The sequence below is a fragment of the Endozoicomonas sp. ALD040 genome (genome assembly GCF_049275945.1).
Lineage (GTDB): Bacteria > Pseudomonadota > Gammaproteobacteria > Pseudomonadales > Endozoicomonadaceae > Endozoicomonas_A.
In genome coordinates, this window is record NZ_CP184829.1 from 699,130 (window position 1) to 722,392 (window position 23,263).

11 protein-coding genes are annotated in these 23,263 nt (G+C 49.5%); 6 read left to right on the top strand and 5 right to left on the bottom strand.

Annotated features, from left to right (window positions below; translation table 11 throughout):
* Positions 1–5: 5 nt before the first annotated feature.
* Positions 6–2,216: a 1,4-alpha-glucan branching protein GlgB gene (gene glgB, locus ACOJUN_RS02485; protein ID WP_422135092.1), complete on the bottom strand. Its 2,211-nt coding sequence runs from the start codon at positions 2,214–2,216 to the stop codon at positions 6–8.
* A gap of 140 nt (positions 2,217–2,356) precedes the next feature.
* Entirely contained in the window at positions 2,357–4,819 is a 2,463-nt protein-coding gene (locus ACOJUN_RS02490; protein WP_422135093.1) for a glycogen/starch/alpha-glucan phosphorylase, read from the bottom strand.
* A 305-nt stretch (positions 4,820–5,124) separates the two neighbouring features.
* On the opposite strand from ACOJUN_RS02490, the gene ACOJUN_RS02495 reads away from it, so the two are divergent.
* The gene (locus ACOJUN_RS02495) at positions 5,125–6,024 is read left to right on the top strand and encodes an ROK family protein (RefSeq protein ID WP_422135094.1); all 900 of its coding nucleotides are present in this window, start codon (positions 5,125–5,127) and stop codon (positions 6,022–6,024) included.
* A gap of 120 nt (positions 6,025–6,144) precedes the next feature.
* Positions 6,145–9,417 (top strand): hypothetical protein, encoded by a 3,273-nt coding sequence (locus ACOJUN_RS02500; protein ID WP_422135095.1) that lies wholly within the window; start codon positions 6,145–6,147, stop codon positions 9,415–9,417.
* Here the strand turns inward: ACOJUN_RS02500 and ACOJUN_RS02505 are convergent.
* Entirely contained in the window at positions 9,337–9,564 is a 228-nt protein-coding gene (locus ACOJUN_RS02505) for a hypothetical protein (protein WP_422135096.1), read from the bottom strand. The two genes, ACOJUN_RS02500 and ACOJUN_RS02505, sit on opposite strands and share 81 nt — an antisense overlap.
* Before the next feature lie 235 nt (positions 9,565–9,799).
* Here ACOJUN_RS02505 and ACOJUN_RS02510 point away from each other — a divergent pair, with 235 nt between their 5' ends.
* Positions 9,800–12,742, top strand: a complete 2,943-nt coding sequence (locus ACOJUN_RS02510; RefSeq protein ID WP_422135097.1) for a hypothetical protein — start codon at positions 9,800–9,802, stop codon at positions 12,740–12,742.
* Positions 12,743–12,828: 86 nt separating this feature from the next.
* Positions 12,829–15,936 carry a hypothetical protein gene (locus ACOJUN_RS02515; protein WP_422135098.1) on the top strand — a complete coding sequence of 1,036 codons (3,108 nt, stop codon included), beginning with the start codon at positions 12,829–12,831 and terminating at the stop codon, positions 15,934–15,936.
* A gap of 55 nt (positions 15,937–15,991) precedes the next feature.
* Here ACOJUN_RS02515 and ACOJUN_RS02520 read toward each other — a convergent pair whose 3' ends face one another.
* Entirely contained in the window at positions 15,992–16,219 is a 228-nt protein-coding gene (locus ACOJUN_RS02520) for a hypothetical protein (protein ID WP_422135096.1), read from the bottom strand.
* 77 nt (positions 16,220–16,296) lie between these two features.
* On the opposite strand from ACOJUN_RS02520, the gene ACOJUN_RS02525 reads away from it, so the two are divergent.
* Complete coding sequence (locus tag ACOJUN_RS02525) at positions 16,297–19,389, top strand: hypothetical protein (protein ID WP_422135099.1); 3,093 nt, start codon at positions 16,297–16,299, stop codon at positions 19,387–19,389.
* Positions 19,390–19,466: 77 nt separating this feature from the next.
* Here the strand turns inward: ACOJUN_RS02525 and ACOJUN_RS02530 are convergent, their stop codons facing one another.
* Positions 19,467–19,736, bottom strand: coding sequence for a hypothetical protein (locus tag ACOJUN_RS02530; protein WP_422135100.1), 270 nt, complete (start codon positions 19,734–19,736; stop codon positions 19,467–19,469).
* A 77-nt stretch (positions 19,737–19,813) separates the two neighbouring features.
* Here ACOJUN_RS02530 and ACOJUN_RS02535 point away from each other — a divergent pair, with 77 nt between their 5' ends.
* Positions 19,814–22,870: a hypothetical protein gene (locus tag ACOJUN_RS02535; RefSeq protein WP_422135101.1), complete on the top strand. Its 3,057-nt coding sequence runs from the start codon at positions 19,814–19,816 to the stop codon at positions 22,868–22,870.
* Positions 22,871–23,263: the final 393 nt, after the last annotated feature.

The following is a 23,263-nucleotide window of genomic DNA, read 5'->3' on the forward strand; positions in this document are numbered from 1 at the left end:
TGTCGTTAAAAGTTATGGTCCTGTGAAATGGGAAGAGCGCGAGAATCCGGAGCAAGAAACAGGGTCGACAAAGGAGGTAGTGTGACCAAAAGAGAGTGATCATAACTGTGGGTGTGAAAATGCTCGGTATAAAGTACCTTGCTGTTAGCAACGCCACTGCCACCAAAGCTCTGTGCATCGGAATTCAATATTTCTTTCCAGACACCCTCGATGGGTACTCCAATCCTGTAATCTTTCCTTACTTCCGGTGTCATATTGGCCACGACTATAACCGGAGAACCTGAAAAGCTTTTTCGAATAAATACAAATACACTCTGCTGCTGATCGTCAGCCACCACCCAGGCAAACCCATTCTGGTCATAATCGGACTTATACAGCACAGGATAAGACTTATACAGGTGATTTAATGTTTTAACCAGAAGACTGAGCCCCTGACTGTAATGGTTTTTATTGAGCAATGCCCAATCCAGCTGGCCATCATGATCCCACTCCCGGGTACTGCCGATCTCAGAACCCATAAACAGCAACTTCTTACCGGGATGCCCGAACATAAAGCCCAGACAGGCACGCAAGTTAGCGTACTTTTGCCACTCATCTCCCGGCATTTTTCCCAGCAGACTGCCCTTACCATGCACCACTTCATCATGAGACAGCGCCAGAATAAAATGTTCGCTGTAGTGGTAGGTCATGCTCTGCATCATTTCCCAATGATGATGGTATCGATAAATGGGGTCACGGGCCATATAGCCGAGGGTGTCGTGCATCCACCCCATATTCCATTTGTAGCCAAAGCCCAGCCCCCCGTCGTAGGTAGGCATGGAAACCTTGGGCCAACTGGTAGATTCTTCGGCAATCGATATCTGATCCGGGTAGTGCAGATAGAGTGTTTCGTTCAATTCCTTCAGGAACTGCACCGCTTCAATATGCTCGTTTCCACCCATGCAATTAGGCTCCCACTCCCCTTCGCTTCTGGAATAGTCGAGGTAGAGCATAGAAGCCACCGCATCCACCCGCACACCATCCAGATGAAAACGATCCAGCCAGTACATGGCATTGCTGATCAAAAAATCCTTTACCTCCGGTTTTCCATAGTCGTAGATATGAGATTGCCAGTCAGGATGCCAACCTCTTTTGGGATCAGCATATTCATACACGGCTGTTCCATCAAAATGACCCAGACCATGGGGGTCGGAAGGAAAATGGGCAGGTACCCAGTCCAGAATGACACCAACACCGGACTGATGGCAGGCATCAATGAAGGCTTTGAAATCATCCGGATTGCCAAAGCGGCTGGTAGGAGCGAACAGTCCCACCGGTTGATAGCCCCAGGAGCCTGTAAATGGATGTTCCATAAGGGGCATCAGTTCAATATGAGTAAACCCCATCTCGACAACATAAGGGATTAACTGTTCGGCCAGCGCCTTGTAAGTGAGGCTTTTACCCTGTTCCTGGCGCCAGGACCCCAGGTGTACTTCATAGATACTGACCGGCCTGTCCAGACAGGAGTGATGCTTCCAGTGACAGTCTTCCCACTCATAGTTCAGGTGATCGTAAACAATGGAAGCATTACCGGGTGGCTGCTCGGCATAGTAGCCATAGGGATCGGCCTTGTGAGGCAGTAAATCCCCCTGCTGGCTGCGAATTTCATATTTGTAGAGATCACCCGCCTTCACATTCGGGAGAAAGAGACACCAGACCCCGTCGTCCGAGATGGCCATGGGGTGAACTCTGCCGTCCCAGCCATTAAAACTGCCCACCAGACTGACGCTTCTCGCATGGGGTGCGTAGACCCTGAAGATCACCCCTTCTATGGAAACTTTCTCCTCAGGGTGCAACGAAACCAGGTGCGCGCCCATATAACGATAGTTTCGATAAGGCTCACGGTGAACATGACTCAGGGTGTAAGACTGAAACTGGTAGGGGTCCATTAATGTATACGACTGATGATCTTTATTTGTGATCACCAGTTGATACAGAAAAACAGAACAGCATTCTGGCGGTACCAGCTCGAACAATCCCGGAGCGATCTGAACCATTTCACCTATGGCTTCACCGGAAGTAAAGGCGATGACACTGACAGCACTGGCATCTGGCCTCCAGACCCTAAGCAACAGGCCGCCGCCTTCAGGACGCTCATGAAACCCCAGAATATTAAACGGCTCGGCACAGTGACAATTCAGCAGTTGACCGACCAGCGCTTCGACAGAATCAGGCATACAGGGAACGGCTTCTGTTTATTCAGTCTGAGGTATTATAGGAGCCCACTCAAAAATCGACAGGCTCCTGAAAAAAATGCTCTAAAGCAGCGAATCACTATAAGAAGTGGCTCATTCAGGAGTGACTCGCTGCTTTCAGCTCAGGCCATATTCCAGATGATCTTGCTGTAATCCTGAATGGACCGGTCGGATGAGAACTTGCCCATTGAAGCCGTGTTGATGATCGCCATTCGCCACCAGAGTTCCGGCTTTTTCCAGGTTTCAACAATGCGATCATGGGCATCACTGTAGGCCTGATAATCCGCCAGTGTCAGGAAGTAGTCTCCCTTGTTCAGCAGGGCTTCAACCAGAGGCCGGAAGGCATCCGGCTCTTCGGGAGAAAGATCTCCGGAATCCAGCCAGTCAATGACACTGCGCAGCTCTTCACAACGGTTGTAGACATCCCGGGGGTTATAGCCACGGTGACGAAGCTCTGACACCTGTTCAACCGTCAGACCAAAAATAAAGATATTATCGTCGCCTACCTCTTCGGCAATCTCGACGTTGGCGCCATCAAGAGTACCCACGGTCAAGGCACCGTTGAGAGCAAACTTCATGTTGCCCGTACCGGACGCTTCAAATCCGGCCGTAGAGATCTGCTCGGAAACATCCGCAGCAGGGATAATTTTTTCCGCCAGACTGACTCGATAATTAGGCAGGAAAGCCACCTTCAGCTTATCTTTGATACGACGATCATTATTCACTCGTTCAGCCACCCGGTTGATGGCATGAACAATGGTTTTGGCCACTTTGTAGCCAGGCGCTGCCTTGGCACCAAAAATAAAGACCCGCCGGGGTACATCCAGATCCGGGTTATCCAGAAGTCGACGATACAGCGCCATGATGTGAAGCAGGTTCATTTGCTGACGCTTGTATTCGTGGAGACGTTTGATCTGGACGTCAAAAATGGCATCAGGGCTTACATCAACATCACAGAGTTCCCTGATAACTGCTGCCAGATGCTTTTTATTGTCATGTTTGATAGCCGCAAAGCGTTTCTGGAATGCCGGATCATCGGCATGAGCCTTCAAAGCATCAAGTTTGTAAAGGTCTTTTCGCCAGTCGCTTCCAACAGTCTCGTCGATCAGGACTGCCAATGCCGGATTGCAATAGTCCAGCCAGCGCCTTGGAGTAACACCATTGGTCACATTGACAATTTTATCAGGCCACATTTTATGAAATTCGGGGAACAGTTTTTCCTGAACCAGTCTTGAGTGCAGGGCAGCCACTCCGTTGACTTTGTGGCTACCAACAACCGACAGGAATGCCATACGAACCATCTGATCATCCCCCGGACGATCCGGCTCTTCGATAATGGACAGGCGACGTTTCATAGCGTCATCGCCCGGCCAGACTGCCTCTACTTCAGAATGCAGAAAGTGGTAGTTAATCATATGAATGATCTGCATATGGCGGGGCAGTACTCTGATAATCAAACTCTGAGGCCACTTTTCCAGCGCTTCTGGCAACAAAGTGTGGTTAGTGTAGGTAAACACCTCACGAGTGATTTCCAGCGCCCTGTTGAATGCAAAACCTTCCTCATCCATGAGGAAGCGCATGAATTCAGCCACAGCGATGGCAGGATGGGTATCGTTCAGCTGAATGGCGACCTTGTCGGCAATAGGTTCCAGGCTTTCACTGTTTTCACGCTTGTAACGTTGGATCAGATCAGCCAGTGAACAGGCGACGAAGAAGTACTGCTGAATGAAGCGCAGCTCTTTTCCCGCAGGATGATTATCGTTGGGATAGAGCACCTGACTGATGTTTTCGGCGCTGATTTCCTGTGAACGGGAATCCTCATAGCGGCCAGCATCAAAGCTGTTCAGATCAAAACCCTGAGCGGCACGACTTTCCCAAAGACGCAGAGTGTTAACAGTCTCTGTGCCATAACCGGTGACAGGCACATCCCAGGGCATACCTAAAATTTCCTGAGTATCTTCCCAGACCGCTTTACCAGCATGTTCTCTCACGGTGCCATAGAGTTTGACGCGCTGCTTGCGCTTGGCTCTCTCAATACCCCATGGGAAACTCTCCTCACGCCAGGCGTCAGGCGTTTCCACCTGTTTGCCTCCGGCAAAGCTCTGACGAAAGAGACCAAATCGATAGTTAATGCCGTAACCCATGGCAGGCATATCAAGGGTGGTCATGGAATCCAGAAAGCAGGCAGCCAGTCTTCCCAGACCGCCATTGCCCAGTGACGGATCAGACTCATACTCAAGAATATCAACCAGAGATATTCCCAGGCTGGCCATGGCTTGTTCTGTCTGCCTGAAGATTCCCAGATTGTGAAGATTGTTACCCAAAAGGCGGCCAATCAGGAATTCCAGCGACAGGTAATAAATGCGCCGGGCTTTGCCTTCACGCTCTCTCTTGCGTGTTGCGCGGATACGTTGCAGACCCATCTCACGAACCACCAGGCTCAGGGCTTCCCAATACTCTGCGGGCCCGGACTCTTCAGACTCAACACCCAGTGATTGTTGAAGATGTTCGACCACCCGCCGGGCAATCTCTTCACTGCCCAAAACGGGCATTGCATCATTTTGCCCAGCCTTGTTTGCACTCATGTTTTTCCACCTGCACTATCAACCATGAAAAACTTTTGGCCATGAGAGGCATTCAATCGTTGCCTACAATCAGGGCTGTTTACTTAACCAAACGTGATGGCATGACCTGTGGATAATTATAATTCTGATTTCAGGTCATTTCGGTTTAGTTGTCATTAATTCCTGCTCAGTCGGACGATGAAAAGACATTACGCCCTGTGTACGATTTCAACATTTATACGACAAAGATTTTTTAATAATGATACCTTCAGTTATTCGTTTAAACTCAGATGCCAAGCCAACCGATCCATAAACGAGGTAATTCTGTGCGATTTGGCATTGATGTGGGTGGCACCAAAACAGAGATTGTGGTGCTTTCCGATAGCGGGGAAATGATTCATCGGGAGCGACAAGCTACCCCAAATAATTACCCTGACTTTCTCGATAGCATTCAGGTATTAATCCGCGTCACTGAAAGACAGTATGGACCTGCCAGCCATATCGGTCTCTGCCTGCCGGGCGCTGTCAGTCCTGATACAGGTCGCATGAAAAATGCCAACACCCTCTACCTGATCGATCAGACTGTTGCGGAAGACCTTGAGCAGCGATTGGGTAGAGCCGTGAAGCTGGCCAACGATGCCGACTCCTTTGCCCTGTCAGAAGCAACCGATGGGGCGGCAGCGGGGGCCAGAAGCTGTTTTGGCGTCATTATCGGGACAGGCTGTGGTGGCGGACTGGTGTATAACGGCCAGCTTGTTCAGGGACCCAACGCCATTGCCGGAGAGTGGGGCCACAATCCTCTGCCCTATTACCATAACCACACCGACGGTCCGGACCAGAACTGCTACTGCGGCCGCAAGAACTGTATTGAAACCTTTGTATCCGGCACAGGAATGGCCAAACGTTTCCGTGAAGCCCATGGCTTCAGCGCCCGTGAAATTCCTGATGCAAAATCAGTGATGGCAAGAGTTCAAAATGCTGATCAACCGGCTATTGAGCATTTCAATCATTATGTGGATGCATTGGCCCGTGCGCTTGCCGGCGTCATCAACATTTTTGATCCGGAGGTCATTGTCCTCGGTGGCGGCATGTCGAATATCGAGGCGCTGTATACCGAACTTCCGGGAGCTGTCGCAAAGTATGTTTTCTCCGATCAGCTGAATACCCGGATCGCACCCGCCAAACACGGTGATTCATCGGGTGTCAGGGGCGCTGCCTGGCTTTAAATTAAATAATTGACATCCTCAGACAGTGGGAACGGAACTTTATTACCAGCTAGTGACTCTAAGACTCAGGACTCACCTACAGGGAAGTGGGTAAATAATAACTTTTAAAGGGCTATAACCATGAATGTAACTCAGGGAGTGAGAAGCTGTTCGCACCTAAGCTATCAACATCAACCCGATTTTGACACCCAGTCAGAATCAGATTTTGAATCAGATTTTGAATCAGATTTTGACACCCAGTCAGCAACAGCCTCTGGCCAGTGGAAAGTCTGCAAGTCAACCAGCAAGCTGCTGCCCAGTCCTGCCAGGGAGTCTGAGCGACAAGAGCTACTGCTGGCCGCTGAGAGCGGACGTCTGGGACTTCGGCGAATTGATATATTTAAAGAAGAAGAATACCTTTCTGGCAAGAGAGCACCAAGGCCCTGCACCCTCGCCCTGCCGGGGGCAATGATGCCCACCCAGCGCGTGTCAGAAAATCATGGCGAATGGATGGTTGGCATTGTTGATCCACAATGCCTGTATGTCTATAAACGTAACGCATGGACCAGCAGGCTGCTGGAGCCTGGCTTTACTCCGGAAGGACTGCAGGTAAAACTACTGCCTGATCTACAATCTGCCCTTGATAGACGTTTTGAGCGTGGCGAACAAGTCATCTGGAGAGTTTATCCCCGTTTCACCTCGGGACATCTGCAAGCAGATGGAACGTTCACTTTGCCAAAATTCAAACCGGGCCAATGTACCCGCTCAAAGGATTTCCCGGAACTGGTGCTCACCCACTACAGAAGAGAAGACATCAAATGCTTCTGTGTTTATAACGATGCACAGAAAAATATTTCCGATATCCTCCGGGACAAGCGCGAGTGTGAAGAGGAATTGGAGCTTGACCCCTTGCCTCTGGTTGTTTATTGCCACCGCACAGGTTCTGTTCAGGTCTATTTTGAAGATGAGCTGGACAATATGCTCCTGGCCGAGAATGAGCGCTCACTGAAAGATTTTGCGATCTTTCACAAGTTATTCCCAGACACTTTCAGAGCCCTGTTGAATCTGCTGCCAATGTCTTTGCGGGCAAAGACATTGGGTTCGAAATTAACCTTTTCACCTGGTCTTAAGGACAAATTGGAACAGGCCATCGAATTACTGACTGATCCCTGTTCATACAGTTATGAGAAGCTTCTGGAACTAAAACAAAGTGGCTTACCCATTCACAAGCATTTTATTTATGGAGGCGGGTATGTATCTTTGCTTGACCTGTTGCTGCTTACCGAAATGGGCAGAAACGGTGAGCCAGAGCATGAGCAAACCCGGGAACATGAAAAAGAAGCCTGTCGCTTACTGCAACTGCTTCTGCAAAGTGGAGCAAGGCTGGAGAGCGCCATCCCCTACATTAAAAGCATGAAAGATTGCACATCTCAGGTAATACCAGCGAGTGCAATGAATTATATCGTGGCTGCCTTTGACCCATTTGATTTTCTGACCCTGAAACATCTCGAGAGAATACCTTTAATCGGTTGCCCAGGGAACGTCGTTGAATTTAACCGAATTTGTCAGGGGCTCAGTCAAGAACAAATACAGCAACGTATGATAAAGGTATTGGATGTGAGTTTTGAACCTCCACCCCTCGACATGATCAAATCCCACTTGCTGGCCCTCTTTCATTACGGCGCTTGCCTGGACGAAGTGAATCTGGATTCTCTTGTAGTATTTCTGGACTATTATTGCCATCGCACTAAGAAGATTGCTGATAATTTTACTGTGGCTGATTTTATCCCGTGGGTTAAAAAACTCTGGGACGAAAGGAACACCTATCCTTTATTCCGGAATTGGCCAGAACATCTGGAGCAGGCTGAGAAGGAGATCAAGGATCTGAAAAAATCTCTCAACCTGAACGACTCTGGCCCATCCGGGCCATTGGCAGACGAACCACCATCGGCATTAAAGTTTATCGAGGATGCGTTCAGCACAGCGCCGGTCTTGCCTGATCTTGTCGGCGATAATGAAAAAACCATCCTGAAGGTATTGCAGCATTACTACCGCCGTCCGGGACCAGAACGGGTGATCAAGAGCCTGCGCAAACCAACCTTGCCAACCCTGTGGAAACCACTGCACAGTTGCAGTCATGTCCTGCGGGCCAGGAATAATGGGCACTGGTATATGGAATTGCTGGAGAAATTTCAGCAATGCTCCTTGCGCCAGGACGAAAAAGAACTCCTGTCGCTGGCGATTATCTACCATGATGCGGCTGCCGAAGATGTCGACAAATCAGCTGAAGAAACACGTTCAGCTGAATATTTCAAACGGGACCTGGCCGGATACTACCCTGAAGCGCTGCTGGCTGATATGGCCGAGGCAATGATCAGCAAGGAAAACGATGTTCAGGGTAAAGACGAGCAGAACCTGTCTGTGTCAGTGCGTTGGTATCTGCGCATATTACGCTTTGCAGATCGCACGGACGTTATCCGTGGTTGCGGGGTTGGGGCTGATTTTCCCGGATTAACGGTGACTCCAACCCGGGGTTTTAACGCTGGACTTCTTGACTTACCAACGCAGCTGACTGAAGAGTTTACCTCCGAGCCTGACAACAAGAGTGAATTCCAACGTCATCTGGAAGCCGCCATGCATGGTGCGGCTGATCTGGCGCGGGTCACCGGGCGACTTAACGATCAGCGCAACAAAGATTACACCAAAGTCTACGGTCTGATTGGCAATGGCTCAAAAATCTCTGAAAACTTCGAGTGGACCACTGAGCCAGTCAAAAGAATGAACCAGTTTATTGACGACAATGTCCGCCGCAAAATAGCTCGGGAGGCCGGAATCATTGTCTGTTCAGATGCTGAACACCGGGCCTGCAAGGCTGATCAGGACAAAGGGATTACTTATGGTATCCATAACAGCTGGTATGACCTGAGGCAGGTAGAGCTTCCGGCCGGCATGACGCTGCTGGAAAAAATGCAATACGAACATGACCCGTCGCTGCTGAGCCCGGCAACTCAGCAAGCATTGGAACAAGAGGTGCAGCGGCTCAGGAGGGAAGGGATACGGATGAATCCGGGCACCTTGACGAAGGAAACACTGCTTTCGCCGAAGGCCCAGTCAGTGCTGGAAGACCGGCGTATTACCGTGGTCAGCGATAAGCGTCCCTACTTCAACAACGAGGGCAAGCCGGAAGAATGGGAAATGCCGGTGCCAAAGAAGATGCCAAAGCCTGATGCCCGGAGCAAACCAGCAGGGGATGCCGATAGCACGAATGGTATAAGAGATGGAACTTTTCGCCAGCCAGTGACTCCAAATATCGTAAGCACCCCGTATGGGAGGCTACCGCAAAACTCCAACAGCTCGTTCCCATGCTCTGAGGTCGTCATTCCCGCGAAGGCGGGAATCCAGCGCCAACGGTGAATCTCTGCCTTCTCGGGGATGACAAGGCCAGGGGGGCAGCAGGCAGTATGGTTCCGGTGGTGATTCAGTTTGGATTCCCGCCTTCGCGGGAATGACGAGAATGAAGCCGGGAATGACGAGAATGAAGCCGGAAATGACAGGAGTCAACTCGTTCCCACGCTGGAAAGAGTTTTACGACACCCTCATGAAAATGGCTAAGTAATTTATTTTACAGGAGTATTACCATGGATGTTGCTCAGGGAACAGGGATCTTTGCAAGCCTGTATCCTCCCCCGCAATCAAAATCTAATCAAAATCTGACACCCAGTCGGTAACGGCCTCTGGCCAATGGCAAGTCTGCGAGTCAACCAGCAAGCTGCTGCCCCCTACTTCCAGGGAGTCTGTGCGACAAGAGCTACTGCTGGCCGCTGAGAGCGGACGTCTGGCGCTTCGACGAATTACGTCCAGAGAAGAAAAATACCTTTCTGGCAAGGGAGCACCAAGGCCCTGCACCCTCGCCCTGCCGGGGGCAATGATGCCCACCCAGCGCGTGTCAGAAAATCATGGCGAATGGATGGTTGGCATTGTTGATCCACAATGCCTGTATGTCTATAAACGTAACGCATGGACCAGCAAGCTGCTGGAGCCTGGCTTTACTCCGGAAGGACTGCAGGTAAAACTACTGCCTGATCTACAATCTGCCCTTGATAGACGTTTTGAGCGTGGCGAACAAGTCATCTGGAGAGTTTATCCCCGTTTCACCTCGGGACATCTGCAAGCAGATGGAACGTTCACTTTGCCAAAATTCAAACCGGGCAAATGTACCCGCTCAAAGGATTTCCCGGAACTGGTGCTCACCCACTACAGAAGAGAAGACATCAAATGCTTCTGTGTTTATAACGATGCACAGAAAAATATTTCCGATATCCTCCGGGACAAGCGCGAGTGTGAAGAGGAATTGGAGCTTGACCCCTTGCCTCTGGTTGTTTATTGCCACCGCACAGGTTCTGTTCAGGTCTATTTTGAAGATGAGCTGGACAATATGCTCCTGGCCGAGAATGAGCGCTCACTGAAAGATTTTGCGATCTTTCACAAGTTATTCCCAGACACTTTCAGAGCCCTGTTGAATCTGCTGCCAATGTCTTTGCGGGCAAAGACACTGGGTTCGAAATTAACCTTTTCACCTGGTCTTAAGGACAAATTGGAACAGGCCATCGAATTACTGACTGATCCCTGTTCATACAGTTATGAGAAGCTTCTGGAACTAAAACAAAGTGGCTTACCCATTCACAAGCATTTTATTTATGGAGGCGAGTATGTATCTTTGCTTGATCTGTTGCTGCTTACCGAAATGGGCAGAAACGGTGAGCCAGAGCATGAGCAAACCCGGGAACATGAAAAAGAAGCCTGTCGCTTACTGCAACTGCTTCTGCAAAGTGGAGCAAGGCTGGAGAGCGCCATCCCCTACATTAAAAGCATGAAAGATTGCACATCTCAGGTAATACCAGCGAGTGCAATGAATTATATCGTGGCTGCCTTTGACCCATTTGATTTTCTGACCCTGAAACATCTCGAGAGAATACCTTTAATCGGTTGCCCAGGGAACGTCGTTGAATTTAACCGAATTTGTCAGGGGCTCAGTCAAGAACAAATACAGCAACGTATGATAAAGGTATTGGATGTGAGTTTTGAACCTCCACCCCTCGACATGATCAAATCCCACTTGCTGGCCCTCTTTCATTACGGCGCTTGCCTGGACGAAGTGAATCTGGATTCTCTTGTAGTATTTCTGGACTATTATTGCCATCGCACTAAGAAGATTGCTGATAATTTTACCGTGGCTGATTTTATCCCGTGGGTTAAAAAACTCTGGGACGAAAGGAACACCTATCCTTTATTCCGGAATTGGCCAGAACATCTGGAGCAGGCTGAGAAGGAGATCAAGGATCTGAAAAAATCTCTCAACCTGAACGACTCTGGCCCATCCGGGCCATTGGCAGACGAACCACCATCGGCATTAAAGTTTATCGAGGATGCGTTCAGCACAGCGCCGGTCTTGCCTGATCTTGTCGGCGATAATGAAAAAACCATCCTGAAGGTATTGCAGCATTACTACCGCCGTCCGGGACCAGAACGGGTGATCAAGAGCCTGCGCAAACCAACCTTGCCAACCCTGTGGAAACCACTGCACAGTTGCAGTCATGTCCTGCGGGCCAGGAATAATGGGCACTGGTATATGGAATTGCTGGAGAAATTTCAGCAATGCTCCTTGCGCCAGGACGAAAAAGAACTCCTGTCGCTGGCGATTATCTACCATGATGCGGCTGCCGAAGATGTCGACAAATCAGCTGAAGAAACACGTTCAGCTGAATATTTCAAACGGGACCTGGCCGGATACTACCCTGAAGCGCTGCTGGCTGATATGGCCGAGGCAATGATCAGCAAGGAAAACGATGTTCAGGGTAAAGACGAGCAGAACCTGTCTGTGTCAGTGCGTTGGTATCTGCGCATATTACGCTTTGCAGATCGCACGGACGTTATCCGTGGTTGCGGGGTTGGGGCTGATTTTCCCGGATTAACGGTGACTCCAACCCGGGGTTTTAACGCTGGACTTCTTGACTTACCAACGCAGCTGACTGAAGAGTTTACCTCCGAGCCTGACAACAAGAGTGAATTCCAACGTCATCTGGAAGCCGCCATGCATGGTGCGGCTGATCTGGCGCGGGTCACCGGGCGACTTAACGATCAGCGCAACAAAGATTACACCAAAGTCTACGGTCTGATTGGCAATGGCTCAAAAATCTCTGAAAACTTCGAGTGGACCACTGAGCCAGTCAAAAGAATGAACCAGTTTATTGACGACAATGTCCGCCGCAAAATAGCTCGGGAGGCCGGAATCATTGTCTGTTCAGATGCTGAACACCGGGCCTGCAAGGCTGATCAGGACAAAGGGATTACTTATGGTATCCATAACAGCTGGTATGACCTGAGGCAGGTAGAGCTTCCGGCCGGCATGACGCTGCTGGAAAAAATGCAATACGAACATGACCCGTCGCTGCTGAGCCCGGCAACTCAGCAAGCATTGGAACAAGAGGTGCAGCGGCTCAGGAGGGAAGGGATACGGATGAATCCGGGCACCTTGACGAAGGAAACACTGCTTTCGCCGAAGGCCCAGTCAGTGCTGGAAGACCGGCGTATTACCGTGGTCAGCGATAAGCGTCCCTACTTCAACAACGAGGGCAAGCCGGAAGAATGGGAAATGCCGGTGCCAAAGAAGATGCCAAAGCCTGATGCCCGGAGCAAACCAGCAGGGGATGCCGATAGCACGAATGGTATAAGAACCTGATGGAACTTTTCGCCAGCCAGTGACTCTAAATAACAGTAGACCCCAAATGGAAATGGGTAAGTAATTTGTTTTACAGGAGTATTACCATGGATGTTGCCCAGGGAACGGGGACCTCTGCAAGCCTGCACCCTCCCCCTCAATCAAAGTCTGACACCCAGTCGGTAACGGTCTCTGGCCAATGGACAGTTTGCGAACCGACCAGCAAGATGCTATCACGTGATCGCAGGGAGTCTGCTCAACAAGAGCTACTTCACGCTGCCAAGAGTGGGCGCCTGGCGTTTCGGCGAATTAAATTGACCAATGAAGGAGATTACTTTTCGGGTAAGGGAGCACCAAGACCATTCACCCTCACCCTGCCGGGAGAGATGTTGCCTACTATGCCCACTCCAAAAACGCTCGGTCAATCAATGATAGGCATTGTTGACCCCCAATGCCTGTTCGCCTATAAACGCGATGCAGAGACCGGAACTGTGCTGGTAGCGCGTAACGTAACTCCGGAACAACTGAAAGTAAAACTACTGCCTGATCTGCAATCATTGCTCCGCCGTCGTTTTGAGCGTGGCGATCAAGTCATCTGGACAGTTTATCCTCTCCGTTTCACCTCAGGACATCTGCAAGCGGATGGGACGTTCAGTTTACCAAAATTGAAATCCGGCGATAAACCCGACATATTTGATTACCCGGAACTGGTGACCGCCAAATATTGCAAAAAAGACATCAAATGCTTTTGTGTATACAACGATGCACAGATAAATATTTCCGATATCCTCAGGGACAAGCACGAGTGTGAAAAGGTATTGGAGCTTGCCCCATTACCTCTGGTCGTTTATTGCCACCGCACAGGTTCTGTTCAGGTTTGTTTTGATGATGAGCTGGACAGTAAACACTTGGCCGGGAATGAGGATTCTCTGGATGATTTTGCGTTTTCACTAGGCATAGAACCAAAACATTTCAGAGCCATATTAAATCTGCTGCCAATGTCTTTGCGGGCAAAGACACTGAGTACGAAATTAACCTTCTCACCGGATGTTATGCGAAAATTGCAACAGGCCATCAAGCTGGTGAGTGATCCCCGTTATTACAGTTATGAAAGGCTTCTGGAATTACAACAAAGCGGCTTGCCAATTCACCGGTCATTCCTTCATGAAGGATGTGTTCGATCCTTGCTGGACATGTTGCTGCTTTCCGAAATGATCAGAAACGAAGAGCCAGAGGATGAGCAAACCCGGGAACAGGAGAAAAAAGCTTGTCGCTTACTTCGTCTGCTTCTTCAGAGCGGTTCAAGGCTGGAGGGGGGGGGGTGTATTTATCATATTGACAGGATGAAGGATGGCTTTGGATTGGTAATGCCAGCATTCATAATGAATTACATGGTGGCTGCCTTTGCTCCCTTCAATTTTCTGACCCTGAAACACCTCCGCAGAATACCTTTTACCGGTTGTCCCGGAAGCGTCGTTGAATTTGACCGAATCTGTAAGGGTCACAGTCAAGAGCAACTGCAGCAACAAATGAAAAAGGAACTAAAATCTCGATCCAGACACACTCCCCTGAACATGCACAAATCCCGCTTACTGGCCCTCTTTCATTACTGTTCTTACCTGGACCCGGAGATTCTACACAGGGTTAAAGAAACTCTGGAATGGCATCACCCTGACGGTAGGAAGGTTATTGATAATTTGTCTCCGGATGAATATATCCAATGGGTTAAAAAACTGTGGGAGCAACGGAAAACAAATCCTTTCTACCAGAATTGGCCAAAGCGTGTCCGGCAGGCTCAGCAGGACATCAGGGCTCTGAGACAATCTCTTGGTCTGGACGATTCTCACAACCTGGCAACACCATTGGCAAACGAAACACCAGCGGCATTAAAGTTTGTGGTGGACGCCTTCAGCACAGCGCCAGTCCTGCCCGATAATGTCGGCGATAATGAAAAAACCATCCTGAAGGTATTGCAACATTATTACCGCCGTCCGGGACCAGAACGGGTGATCCAGTGCCTTGGCATGCAAACCATACCAAGGGTGTGGAAACCTCTGCACAGCTGCAGTCATGTGCTGCGGGCCAGGAATAATGGGCTCTGGTATATGGAATTGCTGGAGAAATTTCAGCAGTGTTCCCTGAAAGAACAAGAAAAAGAACTCCTGTCGCTGGCGATTATCTACCATGATTCAGCTGCCGAAGATGTCGACAAATCAGCGGAAGAATCAAGTTCAGCTGATTATTTCAAACGAGACCTGACCGAGCACTACCCTGAAAAGCTGCTGGCTGATATGGCAATGGCGATAGTCAGCAAAGAAAACGATGTTAAGGGTAAAGAGGAGCAGAACCTGCCTGACCCTGTGCGCTGGTATCTGCGCATACTACGCTTTGCAGATCGCATGGACGTTATCCGTGGTTGCGGGATCGGGGCTGATTTTCCCGGATTAACGGTGACTCAAACTCTGGGTTTTGATGCTACACGTCTTGACTTACCATCGCATCTGACCAGTGAGTTTAGCTCCCGGTCTTGCAACAAGACTGAATTCCAACGTCATCTGGAAGCCGCCATGCACGGTGCGGCTGATCTGGCGCGGATAACCGGGCGACTTCTGGATCAGCGCAAAAAAAACTACACCCAAGTCTACGGTCTGGACGACAATGGTTCAAAGATCTCTGAAAACTTTGAATGGACACCTGAGCCAGTGCGGAGAATGAACCAGTTAATTGATGACAATGTTCGGCGTAAAATAGCCCGGAATGCCGGAATTATTGTCTGTTCAGACCCCAGCCACAAAGCCTGCAAGGCGGATCAGAACAAAGGGATCACTTACGGTATTCATAACAGCGGGTATGACCTGGGGCAGGTAGAGCTTCCAGCCGGAATGACGCTGCTGGAAAAGATGCAATACGAACATGACCCGTCACTGCTGAGCCCGGCAACTCAGCAAGCATTGGAACAAGAGGTGCAACGGCTCAGAAGGGAAGGGATACGGATGAATCTGGGCACCTTGACGCAGCAAACACTGCGTTCGCCGAAAGCCCAGTCAGTGCTGGAAGACCGGGGTATTACCGTGGTCAGCGATAAGCGTCCCTACTTCAACAACGAGGGCAAGCCGGAAGAATGGGAAATGCTGGTGCCGAAGAAGATGCCAAAGCCTGATGCCCGGAGCAAACCAGCAGGGGATGCCGATAGCACAAATGGTATAAGAACCTGATGGAACTTTTCGCCAGCCAGTGACTCCAAATAACGTAAGCACCCCGTATGGGAGGCTACCGCAAAACTCCAACAGCTCGTTCCCATGCTCTGAGGTCGTCATTCCCGCGAAGGCGGGAATCCAGCGCCAACGGTGAATCTCTGCCTTCTCGGGGATGACAAGGCCAGGGGGGCAGCAGGCAGTATGGTTCCGGTGGTGATTCAGTTTGGATTCCCGCCTTCGCGGGAATGACGAGAATGAAGCCGGGAATGACGAGAATGAAGCCGGAAATGACAGGAGTCAACTCGTTCCCACGCTGGAGAGAGTTTTACGACACCCTCATGAAAATGGCTAAGTAATTTATTTTACAGGAGTATTACCATGGATGTTGCTCAGGGAACAGGGATCTTTGCAAGCCTGTATCCTCCTCCGCAATCAAAATCTGACACCCAGTCGGTAACGGCCTCTGGCCAATGGACAGTCTGCGAATCCACCAGCAGGCTGCTGCCCGGTCCTTCCAGGGAGTCTGAGCGACAACAGCTACTGCTGGCCGCTGAGAGTGGACGCCTGGCGTTTCGGCGAATTAATTTGTTTGAAGAAGCACAATATTTTTCAGGCAAGAGAACACCAAGACCTTTCACCCTCGCCCTGCCAGGGAGAATGATGCCCACCCAGCCTGTGCCAGAAGGTTATGGCAAATGGATGGTAGGCATTGTTGATCCACAATGCCTGTATGTCTACAAACGTAATGCAGGGACCAGATCGCTGATGATGAAAGTGCCTGGCGTCACTCCGGAAAAAATGCTGGCAAAAATGCTGCCTGATCTGCAATCACTGCTCGATAAACGTTTCGAGCGTGGCAATCAAGTCTTCTGGAAAATTTATCCTCCTTATTTCACTTCGGGACATCTGCTGCCAGACGGGACGTTCAGTTTGCCAAAATTGAAATCTGGCCCTTATAACACCCATGATGATTTCCCGGAGCTGCTGCTCACTCACTACAGCAAAGAAGACATCAAATGCTTTTGTGTTTACAACGATGCCCAGAAAAATATTTACAATATCCTATGTGACAAGCGTCGGTGTGAAGAGGAATTGAAGCTTGGACCCTTGCCTCTGGTGGTTTATTGCCACCGCACAGGTTCTGTACAGGTCTATTTTGGTGATGAGCTGGAGAGTTCACGGCTGTATATGAATGAGCTTTCTCTTAATGATTTTGCCTACTCGCAGGGCATAACTCCGGAACATTTCAGGGCCATGTTGAATCTGCTGCCAATGTCTTTACGGGCAAAGGCACTGAGTTCGAAATTAACCATCACACCAGATGTCAGACAAAAATTGCAACAGGCCATCGAGTTGGTAACAGATCCTCGTCGCTACAGCTATGAGAAGCTTCTGGAATTAAAACAGGCTGGATTGCCCATTCACCAGTGTTTTATTTATAACGGATCTTCTGGTAATTCGTTGCTTGAAATGTTGCTGCATTCGGAAATGAAAAGGCAAGATGTGCCAGAACATGAGCAAACCCGGAAACAGGAAGAAGAAGCTTTACGGTTACTTCAGCTGCTTCTGCAGAGCGGAGCGAGGCTGAAGAAGTATACTTTTTATATTGACGTCATGGCAGCTTTCCTGGGACCAGCAATGCCAGCAAGAATATTCAATTGCCTGGTGGCTGCCTCTACTCCACTTGAGTTCCTGACCGTGCAACATCTCAAGCGTTTACCCTTGACCGATTGCCCGGGAAGCGTCGTTGAATTTGACCGTATCTGCCGAAGAAACAAACTGAACCTGCGGGAATCCCTGAAAGCAGTATTGCGTTATTTGATCACCTTACCGACTAAAAACCTCGAACATATTCAGTCCAACCTACTGGCCCTGTTTCATTACAAGGTTTCAGTGGATGAAAACATTCTGCGTAGTCTTAAATGCGACCTGAAGATCTTTTACGACGAAGGTCAGAAAGTTATTGATGATTTTTTTCTGGATGATTATATCGAATGGGTTGAAAAACTATGGGAACAACGGGAAACATATCCTTTCTACCAGAATTGGCCAAAGCATGTCCGACAGGCACAGCAGGACATCGATAATCTGAAACAATCTCTCGGTCTGGACGATTCTCACAACCTGGCAACACCATTGGCAGCCGAAACACCAACGGCATTAAAGTTTGTGGTGGAGGCGTTCAGCAGACCGCCTGTCCTGCCTGACAATGTCGGCGATAATGAAAAAACCATCCTGAAGGTATTGCAGCATTATTACCGCCGTCCAGGACCGGAACGGGTGATCCAGAGCCTTGGCATGCAAAACATGCCAACCGTATGGAAACCTCAGCACAGCTGCAGTCATGTCCTGCGGGCCAGAAATAATGGTCACTGGTATATGGAATTGCTGGAGAAATTTCAGCAGTGTTCCCTGAAAGAACAAGAAAAAGAACTCCTGTCGCTGGCGATTATCTACCACGATGCGGCTGCCGAAGATGTCGACAAATCAGTGGAAGAAACAAGTTCAGCTAACTATTTCAAACGGGATCTGGCCGAACGCTTCCCTGAGCAGCTTCTGGATGATATGGAAGAGGCAATGGTGAGCAAGGAAAATGATGTCAAGGGTAAAGACGAGCAAAACCTTTCTGTGTCAGTGCGTTGGTATCTGCGCATCTTACGCTTTGCGGATCGAATGGACGTTATCCGTGGTTGCGGGGTTGGGGCTGATTTTCCCGGATTAACGGTGACTCGAATCTGGGGTTTTGATGCCAGACGTCTTGACTTACCATTGCAGCTGACCAGGGAGTTTAGCTCCGAGCCTGACAACAAGAGTGAATTCCAACGCCATCTGGAAGCCGCCATGCACGGTGCGGCTGATCTGGCGCGGGTAACCGGGCAACTTCAGGATTGGCGCAAAAAAAACTACACCCAAGTCTACGGTCTGAGCAACAATGGCTCAAAGATCTCTGAAAACTTTGAATGGACCACTGAGCCAGTGCAGAGAATGAACCAGTTTATTGACGACAATGTCCGCCGCAAAATAGCCCGGGAGGCCGGAATCATTGTCTGTTCAGATCCTGACCACAAAGCCTGCAAGGCTGATCAGAACAAAGGGATTACTTATGGTATCCATAACAGCGGGTATGACCTGGGGCAGGTAAAGCTTCCAGCCGGAATGACGCTGCTGGAAAAGATGCAATACGAACATGACCCGTCACTGCTGAGCCTGACAACACGACAGGCATTGGAAAAAGAAGTAGAGCGTCTGAGGAGCGAAGGTATACGGATGAATCCGGGCACCTTAAAGCAGAAAACACTGGCTTCGGAGGAAGCCCGAAAAGTGCTGAAGGATCGGGGTATTGCCGTGATCAGCGAGAAGCGTCCCTACTTTTTTACCAACAAAGGCGATCTTAGAGAACCGGAAATGCTGGTGCCAAAGAAGATGCCAAAGCCTGATGCCCGGAGCAAACCAGCAGGGGTGGGCCGATAGCACGAATGGTATAAGAATCTGATGGAACTTTTCGCCAACCGGTGACTCTAACAAAAGGGAGACCCCCGTATGGGAGGCTACCGCAAAACTCCAACAACTCGTTCCCATGCTCTGAAGTCGTCATTCCCGCGAAGGCGGGAATCCAGCGCCAACGGTGAATCTCTGCCTTCTCGGGGATGACAAGGCCAGGGGGGCAGCAGGCAGTATGGTTCCGGTGGTGATTCAGTTTGGATTCCCGCCTTCGCGGGAATGACGAGAATGAAGCCGGGAATGACGAGAATGAAGCCGGGAATGACGAGAATGAAGCCGGGAATGACGAGAATGAAGCCGGGAATGACAGGAGTCAACTCGTTCCCACGCTGGAGAGAGTTTTACGACACCATCATGGAAATGGTTAAGTAATTTATTTTACAGGAGTATTACCATGGATGTTGCCCAGGGAACAGGGACCTTTGCAAGCCTGTATCCTCCCCCGCAATCAAAGTCTGACACCCAGTCGGTAACGGCCTCTGGCCAATGGACAGTCTGCGAATCCACCAGCAGGCTGCTGCCCGATCCTTCCGGGGAGTCTGAGCGACATAAGCTACTGCTGGCCGCTGAAAGTGGACGCCTGGCGTTTCGGCGAATTAAATTGACTGAAGAAGACAATTACTTTTCAGTTCAGGGGGCACCAAGACCCTTCACCCTCGCCCTGCCGGGGGAAATGATGCCCAATGAGGCCATGCCAGAAGGGTTCGGTCAATGTATGGTAGGCATTGTTGATCCAGAATGCCTGTATGTCTATAAACGTGATGCAGAGACCAGATACCTCCAGTACGGCAAATCTCCGGAACAACTGTTAATAAAACTACTACCTCACCTGCAATCATTGCTCGATGTACGTCTTGAGCGTTGCAATCAGGTCATTTGGAAAATTTACCCTCATCGTTTCACCTCAGGCCATCTGCAAGCGGATGGGACATTCAGTTTACCAAAATTGAAACTCGACGATGGCACCCGCTTATTTGACTTCCCGGAACTGTTGCTCAACAAATACAGTAAAAAAGACATCAAATGCTTTTGCGTATATAAGGATGCACAGATAAATATTTCCGACATCCTGAAGGACAAGCACCAGTGTGAAAAGGTATTGAAGATCGGACCTTTGCCTCTGGTTGTTTATTGCCACCGCACAGGTTCTGTACAGGTCTATTTTGCTGATGAGCTGGACAGTCCATATCTGACCAGGAATGAGCGATCTCTGGATGATTTAGCGTTTTCACAGGGCTTGGCTCCAGATCATTTCAGAGACATCTTGAATCTGCTGCCAATGTCTTTGCGGGCAAAGGCACTGAGTTCGGAATCAACCGTCTCAGTTGATCCGGATGTCATACACAAACAACAACAGGCCATCGAGCTGGTAAGTGATCCCTTTGTTTACAGTTATGAGAAGCTTCTGGAGTTAAAACAAAGTGGCTTGCCAATTCACCAGTGTTTTTTTCATAAAGGAAAAGTTCAATCTTTACTTGGCATGCTGCTGGATTCCGAAGTGTTCAGAAACGACCAGCCAGAACACGAGCAGACCCCGAAACAGGAGGACGAAGCCCGGCGCTTATGTCAGTTGCTTCTGCGCAGCGGTGCGAGGCTGGAGGAGTATTTTTATCGCATTAAGAACATGGATGGTCCCCGCGTACCTGTAATCCCGGCTGGAATATTCGATTGTTTTGTGGCTACCTCTGCTCCATTTGAGTTCCTGACTCTGGAACATCTCAAGTGGTACCCTTTGACCGGCTGTCCGGGAAGCGTCGTTGAATTTGACCGTATCTGTCGCGGTCTCAGTAAACGGCAGCAGCAGGATTGCCTGAGAAGGGTATTAAAATATGTGGTAACTCTCTGGAATATAACCCTCAAACATATTCAGCTCAGCTTATTGGCCCTGTTTCATTACCAGATTTCCGTAGACAAAAACGTTCTGGATAGTCTTGAATCCTATCTCGATAGGTATTGCGAAGAAGATGAAAATATCATTGATGATTTTTCCGTGGCTGATTATGTCAAATGGGTCAAAAAACTATGGGAGCAACGGGAAACATATCCTTTCTACCAGAATTGGCCAAAGCATGTCCGGCAGGCTCAGCAGGACATCAAAGATCTGAGACAATCTCTCGGTCTGGACGATTCTCACAATCTGGCAACACCATTGGCAACCGAAACACCAGCAGCATTAAAGTTTGTGGTGGACGCCTTCAGCAGAGCGCCAGTCCTGCCTGATCTTGTCGGCGATAATGAAAAAACCATCCTGAAGGTATTGCAACATTATTACCGCCGTCCGGGACCGGAACGGGTGATCCAGAGCCTTGGCATGCAAACCATGCCAACCGTGTGGAAACCACTGCACAGTTGCAGTCATGTCCTGCGGGCCAGAAATAATGGGCTCTGGTATATGGAATTGCTGGAGAAATTTCAGCAGTGCTCCTTGCGCCCGGACGAAAAAGAACTCCTGTCGCTGGCGATTATCTACCATGATGCGGCTGCCGAAGATGTCGACAAATCATTGGAAGAATCAAGCTCAGCTGATTATTTCAAACGGGACCTGGCCGGACACTACCCTGAAAAGCTGCTGGCTGATATGGCAAAGGCGATAGTCAGCAAAGAAAACGATGTTAAGGGTAAAGAGGAGCAGAACCTGCCTGACGCTGTGCGCTGGTATCTGCGAATATTGCGTTTTGCAGATCGAATGGATGTTATCCGTGGTTGCGGGGTTGGTGCTGATTTTCCCAGATTAACGGTGACTCGACCTCTGGGTTTTGACGCTACACGTCTTGACTTACCATCACATCTAACCAGTGAGTTTAGCTCCTGGTCTTGCAACAAGAGTAAATTCCAACGACATCTGGAAGCCGCCATGCATGGTGCGGCTGATCTGGCGCGGATAACCGGGCAACTTCTGGATCAGCGCAAAAAAAACTACACCCAAGTCTACGGTCTGGACGACAATGGCGCAAAGATCTCTGAAAACTTTGAATGGACAACTGAGCCAGTGCGGAGAATGGACCAGTTTATTGACGACAATGTCCGGCGCAAAATCGCTCAGGCGGCCGGGATTATTGTCTGTTCAGACCCCAACCACCAAGCCTGCAAGGCGGATCAGAACAAAGGGATCACTTATGGTATTCATAACAGCTGGTATGATCTGGGGCAGGTAAAGCTTCCGGCCGGAATGACGCTGCTGGAAAAGATGCAGTACGAACATGACCCTTCGCTGCTCAGCCAGACAACACAACAGGCCATGGCACAAGAGGTGCAGCGACTGAAGAGCGAAGGTATACGGATGAACCCGGGCACCTTGACCCAGGAAACGCTGTATTCGGAGGAAGCCCAAAAAGTGCTGAGGGAGCGGGGTATTGTTGTGGTCAGCGAGAAGCGTCCTTACTTTAACAACGATGGCTTCCCGAGAAAACGGAAAATGCTGGTGCCAAAAAAGATAGCCAAGCTTGATTGAGAACACGCCAGCAGGTTGGCATGAACAATCCTTTGATCTCGCTATGAAGTCCATGACCAGGCAATAGGACCTTGCCGGAACTTTTTCCCAGATAATCACTCTAACTATTGAGGCCATTCGCAATGAGCCTGTCCGGTTGATTTAATAAACAGGAGTTCAACTTGAATAGTGTTGGCAGCAAAGCCGGTATACGCCGCTCATTCCGGTTAAGTGAAGATGAATCTAACAATAGGGAGAAAAAAAAGGAAATACCAAAAAAGTATGGAAGACATCAAAAACAGACAAAAGTTTCTGAAAGAATAATCTCATCGAGTTCCGAAACTGATAGTCTTTCGTCAACAAAAACTCGTTACGGATCTGATAGCAGTCATTGGTCAGCGTCTCACTCTGAGA

Bases quoted from the DNA above. Each gene is read 5' to 3' on its own strand.
- glgB (WP_422135092.1), bottom strand. From the start codon at position 2,216: ATGCCTGATTCTGTCGAAGCGCTGGTCGGTCAACTGCTGAATTGTCAC.
- ACOJUN_RS02490 (WP_422135093.1), bottom strand. From the start codon at position 4,819: ATGAGTGCAAACAAGGCTGGGCAAAATGATGCAATGCCCGTTTTGGGC.
- ACOJUN_RS02500 (WP_422135095.1), top strand. From the start codon at position 6,145: ATGAATGTAACTCAGGGAGTGAGAAGCTGTTCGCACCTAAGCTATCAA.
- ACOJUN_RS02515 (WP_422135098.1), top strand. From the start codon at position 12,829: ATGGATGTTGCCCAGGGAACGGGGACCTCTGCAAGCCTGCACCCTCCC.
- ACOJUN_RS02525 (WP_422135099.1), top strand. From the start codon at position 16,297: ATGGATGTTGCTCAGGGAACAGGGATCTTTGCAAGCCTGTATCCTCCT.
- ACOJUN_RS02535 (WP_422135101.1), top strand. From the start codon at position 19,814: ATGGATGTTGCCCAGGGAACAGGGACCTTTGCAAGCCTGTATCCTCCC.